Raw genomic sequence first — 7,689 nt, 5'->3', positions numbered from 1 at the left:
TTTTGTCTCTGTATTCATCTGACAGTTTTTAGGGGTTAATGATTAGATTCAACACCTAAATTTAATCCCTAACTGTCAGATTTCATCGTAGCTTTTTCATTTTATTCCCATTCGCTGCGTAACTCATTTAGTTGTTGGTCAACTTCGCCGATAGGTTGTTTAGACATGACTCCCTTATATCGGCCCCAGTCTGTACCATCCTTTTGAACAGCCGTTTCTTTCCTCATTCGAATCAATTTAAGCAATTCTAAATCCTGTAAAAGAAGGATGGCCTTTTCGTTGATAATATCAATAGTGATCGATTTCATTTCTCAATTATTTAGTGGCAAAAGTCTGTATAGTTTTGTAATAACACTGAACTACACTACATTCTCCACCTGGGTGTAGAATCGGCTACACCCTACTATTTCTAACTTCCTTAAAGATAGAAATTCTTTTAATGCCATTTGCAATGGCTTACTAAAGAACATCTCAGAAACCAATTGCTTGGTATTCCTGCCGATAGCTAACTTAAAATTTTACCCATAGTCCGGCGAAAACAGATGACAGCATCCAATTACGGTGTTTTGATAAAAAAGGAATCGAGTTTGCCAGCAAATTCTTCAACAATCACTTGTGCAGAAAGATAGTAAACATTTTTGTCGATGGTTTTTCTAAACCGCTCAAAAGAAACAGGCCTTATCAGGTAATCATTCACATCCAGCGCAAACCCTTTTAGCACCTATTCCTCATAAGCAATCAGAAAACAGCTCCTCCAAATTTAATACAAATCCCTCAACAGCTTTTGAAGACACCATGTCCCCATGGGTAAAAATCTTCGATGCATCATACCGTCCATTGATTAAGGTATACACCAATAAAGTGCATTCATTCGGATGTATCACCCAGTATTCCTTGACACCCGATTCTTCATATACCTCATATTTATGTTGCAGCTCCTTCTTGTTATTGCCTGGAGATAGGACTTCGACTACCAAATCCGGCGCACCTAAGCAACCAGCCTCGTCGATTTTACGAGCATCACAAATCACGCAAATGTCCGGTTGCACTACCGTATCGATATCTTCGTTTCTTTTTGATTTTAGCGTAAGCCTGACATCAAAGGGAGCAATGAATACCTCACACTTTTTTCCTCTTAGATGATTAGAGAGCTCCACAAACACATTCCCGGCAACCCGTTGGTGGATTACCCCAGGTGCAGCGGCTTGTCTAAATACCTTACCGCGAATCAACTCCACCATTTCATCTATCCGCCAGGTCAGGTAGTCAGCATAGGTATAATTTCCATATTCGGAAAATGGCTCTTCAACTTTGTTGCGAGTATCGTGATCATCCATAGTTTAAAAATAGGGAAATTAGTGAAAAATCAAAAACATGCCTTTCCTAATAAAAAACTATCGGGAACTCGAGCACGCTTCATTTTCGAATGATCCAATTTCTCGTCCCAAATTATTGATTACCTTCAATATTAATTTTGGCTGGATTAGATGGTTTGTTTGATAGATGTGGATTATTGGCAATTCCGTCCATTTCCAATTGCAAATGATAGGTGGGGTGTTTACTTTTCATGGGGATTGACCAATTCAAGTCCATCGATATTTTTGAAGTCGTTCTCGTTTCTGGTTATCAGGGCTAGGTTATGAACTAAAGCAGTGGCGGCAATGATGGCGTCCGGGAGTTTAATCTTGTGAGTTTTACGTATTTCAGCCGTTTTGAGTTTGACGTCCTTTTCCAGTTCCAAGACCAGGGCATCATTGATGAAATCATGAAGAATTTCCAAGTCCTTTTCGGTGGCAGTTTTCCAACAGAGTAGTTCAATTTCGGTAATGACAGAAATAGCAGGGTTGGAATCGGACAAAGTGCTGTCAATGAATTCTTCAGCAGAAGGCGGGAATTGCTGCTGAAGGTAATAGATCGCTGTGTTGGTATCCCAGAGGTATTTTATTCCCATTCGCTGCGTAACTCATTTAGTTGTTGGTCAACCTTTTCGATAGGTTGTTTGGACATGGCTCCCTTGTATCGGCCCCAGTCTGTAGCATCCTTTTTACCAGCCTTTTCTTTCCTAATTCGAATCAATTTAAGCAATTCTAAATCCTGTAAAAGGAGGATGGCCTTTTCGTTGATAATATCAATAGTGATCGATTTCATTTCTCCATTATTTAGTGGCAAAAGCCTGTATGGTTTTGTAATAACGCTGAGCTACACTACATTCTCCGAAAGTTATAAAAAGGTATGATAAGAAATTTGAAATAAAGGCTTTTAACAAGAATATGGTGTCTATTTATACGAAACAAATGGTAAAGGTGTTGTTTGCTAGCGCCTTTTTGCTTGTCTTTTAACCAAGAAATACGATTCAAAAAAAGTTTGATACAGAGAAAAAATACGCTCACTTGGGTGTAATTTGCATATTTCACCTTTCTATCGCCTTCTTTTTTGCATTTTCAATCCTGATCACGATTTAGGGTTCAAGAATATCAATCATTGATTCACCCATTGATTTGCCAATCAGAAAATAAGATTCGGCGTTTCGGTTCCAGTGGTAGGACTGATCTGCTGGGGATTCTTCTACTTCACGCCAGAAATCTCTTGTCTCTACCACTTTGACATTACCGATGAATTCCGGGAAATCTGCGACAGCCAGTTGGGCCTCCATCAAGGATAAGGCCCTTGGATGGGTTTCACTCCAGCCTGACATCCCCGTTGTAGCAATAACAAAGGGAAGTTTGGGTACACCGAGGTCTTTTTGTACATCTTTGATAAACTGGATCATGTTCTCCCGGTAGGCGTCATTCGCCTCCTGGTTGATTCGGTCATTCCATCCCTGATGCCAGCCAAAGCCCATAATTTCATATCCCTGACCTTCATAAGAAGGCACATGATCTTCCAAATGGCCTAGAACTTCATTAACTGTTGATATCATCTGACCATAAAAGTATCCGGTATCTCCGGCAGCTAGAGGCGGTTTTATATCTGTTAGGTCACCGTAAGGGAAAAAATCAACGGCAAGGCTTTTACCTCCCCAGGCAGTTTTTATTATCAGAACATCGCTATCGTAATGATCTCCTACAACATGGCCAAATTGTAATTCGGGGCCGATTGTATTTTCATTCGCTCCGTAGCCAACTGTCAATCCACCCGCATGAATTTTTTCCTGATGGTTAAAGTAAATAAATACATCATCCCGTACCTTCCAGTCACCTTTTTCATCTACCAGATGCGGGTATGCTCCCGTCTCATCATTTTCAACCAGGTAGTTCAGGTTTCCCAGGTCTCCCTTTTCAACCTCCCCATGACCTACCATATTGGATTGTCCTGCAAGAATAAACACTTTCAAAGGCGCAGGGCCTTTTGGTGTAAATGACGTAAATAGCAAGATGGTAATTAGGATCCCTAAAAGGCCAATTCCTGGAGTATTTACCGATTTTTTTTCCATTATTTTCAGGGGTAAAATTAATTAAATACCTGTGTTGTCAACTGATGGCTAACACATTCAGTTGCCGGATTAGGACATGTTTATCTGGTAGATTGAATTCCTGAAGCAGCTTTTTTAAAAATTGTGACACAGCATATTGGTCTAAATGAAGTTTACCGGGGCCCTGCAGGTAAATGGTTAAGCAAATACCTCACCATATAAAGCCTCAAATGCAGTGAAGTGCCTTTACCCTCGCTCAGACCATGATTTCGGTTGGGATAGGCCATATAGTCAAATGGCTTACCCAATTCGATCAGGCGATCCACCAGCCCCTCGGTAATTTCAAGGTGGGTGTTGGTTTCACCTGTTCCGTGAATGATCAAAAGATTCCCCTTTAATCCTTCTGCGAAGTTTATTGGTGCCGATTTGCGGTATCCTTCAGGATTCACCTCAGGTGTGTCCATGTAGATCTCCTGAAACCAGGCGTTGTAAAGGTGCGGTTGTGGCTTAGGTGCAACAGCGATTCCCACATCATATACGTTCGGTTTACGAAACATGGCATTTAGGGTATTTGACCCGCCGCCGCTCCATCCCCAGATCCCTACCCGGCTAAGGTCAACATAGGGCCTGGTCCGCGCTAATTCCTGTAATGCTGCTGCCTGTTCATCGCTTGACAGGGGACCTAAACTTCCTGCTACTGCCCTGCGCCATGCTGCTCCCTTTGGGGATGGGGTTCCCCGGTTGTCAAATGACACTACCAAATATCCCAGATCGGCGATAACACGGTGATATTCAGTCATGGCATGGCCCCAGGAATCCATTACGGTTTGCCCGTGAGGTTCGCCATAAACATACACAAAAACAGGGTATTTGGCAGTCGAATCAAAATCGACAGGCTTGATCATCCAGGCATCCATAACCACCCCATTGCCTATATCAAAGCGGAAGAATTCTTTTGGCTGAGGATCCAGCAATTTGACTTTTTCATGGAGCTCAATGTTACCTTCAAGTACACGTTCCACTTTATGCTCCGGAAGACTGACAAGTTCAGTTACAGGAGGAGTATTTGCCGAAGAAAAAGTGTGAAATGCCCAGTTCCCTTCAGGAGAGATCGTATAATTGTGCGTCCCCGGCTGATCTATTGGGGTTACCCGTTCTGCTTTTCCTTTTCCGTCAATCCCAACCCTGTATAAATACTTTTGGGTACCATTGTCAGGGGAGGCATAATAATAAAACCATCCTTTATCCTCATCCATACCTGCCCTTCCGATGATATCATAATCTCCCGGTGTCAATAATATCTCTTTCTTTCCTTCAGAAGACATCAAATAGGCGTGTCTCCAGCCATCCTTTTCAGTCAGGACAATAAAATTACGGGTATCACTAATCCAATCCACTCCTCCGTTTGTTCCATAACTTGCAACTACCCATGCCGGATCAGATTCCTCGTAAATAGTACTTATACTTCCATTATCAATGTTGGCGATCAAAAATTGTCTTTGGTCCCTGAATCGGCTTCTCTTTTCCACAAGTACCTCCTCCGAATTTCCTGCCCAGCTTACCTCTCCAACATAATATCCTTCTTTCGGGATTGGTATTGGCAACCACCGGGTCTCTTTTCCGGATGTGTCCACAACACCCACACGCAATACAGCAATGTCTCCCCCGACCCGGGCAAATCGCTGCTCTTTTATTTCCGGATAAGAAGGATCACCCGGAACCAAGGAAGTTCTTTTTCTCACCTCTTTCACATCGGATTGAACAAATGCGATATGCGTACCATCAGGACTCCAAACAGCCCTGCCGTTGGTAACCGTTTCCGAATTGGCATCAAACGTAATTCTGGTAGTATTTTTAGTAATCAGGTTATACACATAAAGATCTCCCTGTTCAGTGTAGAGAATTTGCGTACCATCCGGAGAAATACGGTTATTTCTTCCGGCCACAACTTTTTCATTGGCACCCGTTTTCCGGTCCAACATCCAATAATCGGGTTCAAAGAGTTCAGTGTCCCTACCGGACATTTGCACCAAAATTTTTTCACCATCAGAAGACATAACATAGTCTTCAATGGTAAAAGGGCCGGTATAGCCATACCTGTCAAAATCCTCTGGGGAAATCAGTACTGTTCGCTTGTCCCCGGGTACATCATAATTTACCAGTGCCTTTTTATTCTCTCCCGGTAGGTTTTCAAGGAGTAGGTACCCCGAACCATCAGGAAGCCACCTTCCATTAAATGATTTTACTGAAAAAATATTTTGGTCATAAATTTCTTTCAATCTCTCTTTAGTAAGTTCAGGGACAACAATCTGGCAACAGCCGATATTCGATAGGAAAGCAGCCTGAACCAGCAAAACCAATACAAGTAATAATGGGTTTTTTATCATTTCATTTAACTATATATTTTCCTCTAAAGCTTATTCAATATGCCTGTTACATGAATTCTCCCTTACATTTTTGCCAGTAATCCATTCAAATCATCGAGCCCTGATAGCCAGATTATTCAAGTCCCTGTCGGGTAACGATTGGCACATATCCTACTTCCATACCCGCCGGTGGACTGACGATCAAGGCTGGGTCAACATCGGCTAACTCTCCTATCAAAGGCGGAGGCAGGTATTCCTGGTCTTTTTTCCAATGCTTGTGCAGCATTTCCACCCTTCTCTGCATTTCTTCACGTGCTGCTTTACTCAAATCGGCATTGAGCAAGGCAGGTTGGTCGGCAAATCTATACCAGTAATAGGTAAGGGTACTGCCATCTCCAAGTTTCACCTTATGAGGTCCTGCTGAAGGGCCCGGGGTTTTCCAGCTACTCTCCTCTTCTTCGGGAGTACTATACGTAAGGGAAGCCCTGTCATCTTCAGCCCTGTTAAAGCTGACCTCATGGAGTCCGGTTTCAGCAGGAACATCACCCTGTGCCACTGCCACCCATTGTCCCATATCGTCCTCGCTGGATTTCTCCATTTTATAGTATTCAGGAAGTGTGATCAGGTCATGGCTATTTGTTTTTCTTTTTGTAATCAGGTCTCCTTCCCAGCGAACCCTCAAGGTAGCCGAATCAGTGACATTTGCGTTCAAGTAAGAAGTAATATTCACTAAAGCACGTTTGTCCTTTGGAATATGCTCTCCATAAAACTTCCAGTTTGACCTGACGCCTTTGTTAAACTTCTGCATGGTCGCGTGTTCCACATTTATTTTACCTTCAACTGAATCTCCCCCTTTAAACCAGGCTTCGACTTCGTCCCAAAGGGCCTTCTTTTTATAAACCATTAGTCGGTGCAAGAGATCCGAGTTACCTTCAGGACCAGCAGGATACTGCGTAGGAGCCATACGTGCATAGGTCTGACCATTGGAGTCGGTGGCTTCATAAGCGTGAATGTGCTGCGTTTCCATTTGAAAAGGTTTATTCGGTTCTGAGGGACGTTGATCTAAAAATAGCCCATCCAGCCTTGGATCTTCAACCGATGCCTGACTCCAGAAATAAGGCGTAAAGAATGCCACGGGCCCCTTAAAATTCCCGGTGTTAAGAAAAAGGGTCCAGCATTGATTTCCAGTAGAAACAGGTTCACCCGCGGTGATCTTTTTTGGCTCAGTCAGCGGCAGGGGAAGATACCCACTGCCAAACAACTCACCACTGGTGCCTTGTTTGAGATTCAGGCCATCCGGAGGCCACAGTAGCCATGGACTCAGTTGAGCTACGCCATATTTCCCTTTCGGGTCGCTCCAGTCCCTTCCTCTACCAGCCCCGGGACCGTTGGCCCATCCTGCAAAATTAAGTTGTACGCCACCCATTATAAATTTCGGCGTTGTTGTTGCAAACTCGGTATCGCGCCACCAGCCAAGACCTCCTTCAATATCCGTATACAACTTTTCTACCGGCAAAGGCCCGTCATACTGCGGGTGCATCCAGGTACCAAACAAGCCTGATTGAAAACTCCTTCCTGAATACTCCCTTAATAAAGGCCAGGCCGCTGCATACATGGAGTAGCCTGCATTGTATGATTCATCAACCTTTTCCCTTTGAGTAATCATGTAACCGCCAACATTTGCCTTTCGGATCTTATTCTCGTAGGATTTATCTCTGGTATTCTGTGCAGTAACAGCTGTGAAAAGGAACAAGAGTATAAATGAAAGAACCAAAGACACTGTTCTGGTATCCGCCGGACTCTTACAACTAAAACAGGATAGGCATGTCCCTTTAGACCGATGCCCGTACAAGGTGTTTTTCTTAATTACAGTCATTTGATATCGATTTTCTACCTACCGGAAAAATGGAT

The 7,689-nt window shown here is 43.2% G+C and carries 8 protein-coding genes; all 8 read right to left on the bottom strand.

Going from position 1 to position 7,689, the window contains the following annotated elements:
• Positions 1 to 101: 101 nt before the first annotated feature.
• Positions 102 to 308: a hypothetical protein gene (locus tag GKS34_RS15590; RefSeq protein ID WP_163385908.1), complete on the bottom strand. Its 207-nt coding sequence runs from the start codon at positions 306 to 308 to the stop codon at positions 102 to 104.
• Positions 309 to 556: 248 nt separating this feature from the next.
• On the bottom strand, positions 557 to 721 hold the full coding sequence (locus tag GKS34_RS15585) for a response regulator (protein ID WP_163385907.1): 165 nt from the start codon (positions 719 to 721) through the stop codon (positions 557 to 559).
• 7 nt (positions 722 to 728) lie between these two features.
• Complete coding sequence (locus tag GKS34_RS15580; protein ID WP_163385906.1) at positions 729 to 1,337, bottom strand: Uma2 family endonuclease; 609 nt, start codon at positions 1,335 to 1,337, stop codon at positions 729 to 731.
• A 221-nt stretch (positions 1,338 to 1,558) separates the two neighbouring features.
• Positions 1,559 to 1,951 carry a type II toxin-antitoxin system VapC family toxin gene (locus GKS34_RS15575; protein WP_163385905.1) on the bottom strand — a complete coding sequence of 131 codons (393 nt, stop codon included), beginning with the start codon at positions 1,949 to 1,951 and terminating at the stop codon, positions 1,559 to 1,561.
• Complete coding sequence (locus GKS34_RS15570; RefSeq protein WP_163385904.1) at positions 1,942 to 2,148, bottom strand: hypothetical protein; 207 nt, start codon at positions 2,146 to 2,148, stop codon at positions 1,942 to 1,944. Before GKS34_RS15570 ends, GKS34_RS15575 begins: the two co-directional genes overlap by 10 nt.
• Positions 2,149 to 2,458: 310 nt before the next feature.
• On the bottom strand, positions 2,459 to 3,433 hold the full coding sequence (locus tag GKS34_RS15565; RefSeq protein ID WP_163385903.1) for a sialate O-acetylesterase: 975 nt from the start codon (positions 3,431 to 3,433) through the stop codon (positions 2,459 to 2,461).
• A gap of 152 nt (positions 3,434 to 3,585) precedes the next feature.
• Positions 3,586 to 5,799 (bottom strand): S9 family peptidase, encoded by a 2,214-nt coding sequence (locus tag GKS34_RS15560; RefSeq protein ID WP_163385902.1) that lies wholly within the window; start codon positions 5,797 to 5,799, stop codon positions 3,586 to 3,588.
• Positions 5,800 to 5,911: 112 nt separating this feature from the next.
• Positions 5,912 to 7,654 carry a hypothetical protein gene (locus tag GKS34_RS15555; RefSeq protein WP_240459320.1) on the bottom strand — a complete coding sequence of 581 codons (1,743 nt, stop codon included), beginning with the start codon at positions 7,652 to 7,654 and terminating at the stop codon, positions 5,912 to 5,914.
• Positions 7,655 to 7,689 lie beyond the last annotated feature (35 nt).

It is taken from the genome of Cyclobacterium jeungdonense, from assembly GCF_010994275.1.
In the GTDB taxonomy this organism is placed as follows: domain Bacteria; phylum Bacteroidota; class Bacteroidia; order Cytophagales; family Cyclobacteriaceae; genus Cyclobacterium; species Cyclobacterium jeungdonense.
Note: the sequence above shows the minus strand (reverse complement) of the source record. Positions and strands in the feature narration are given on the sequence as shown.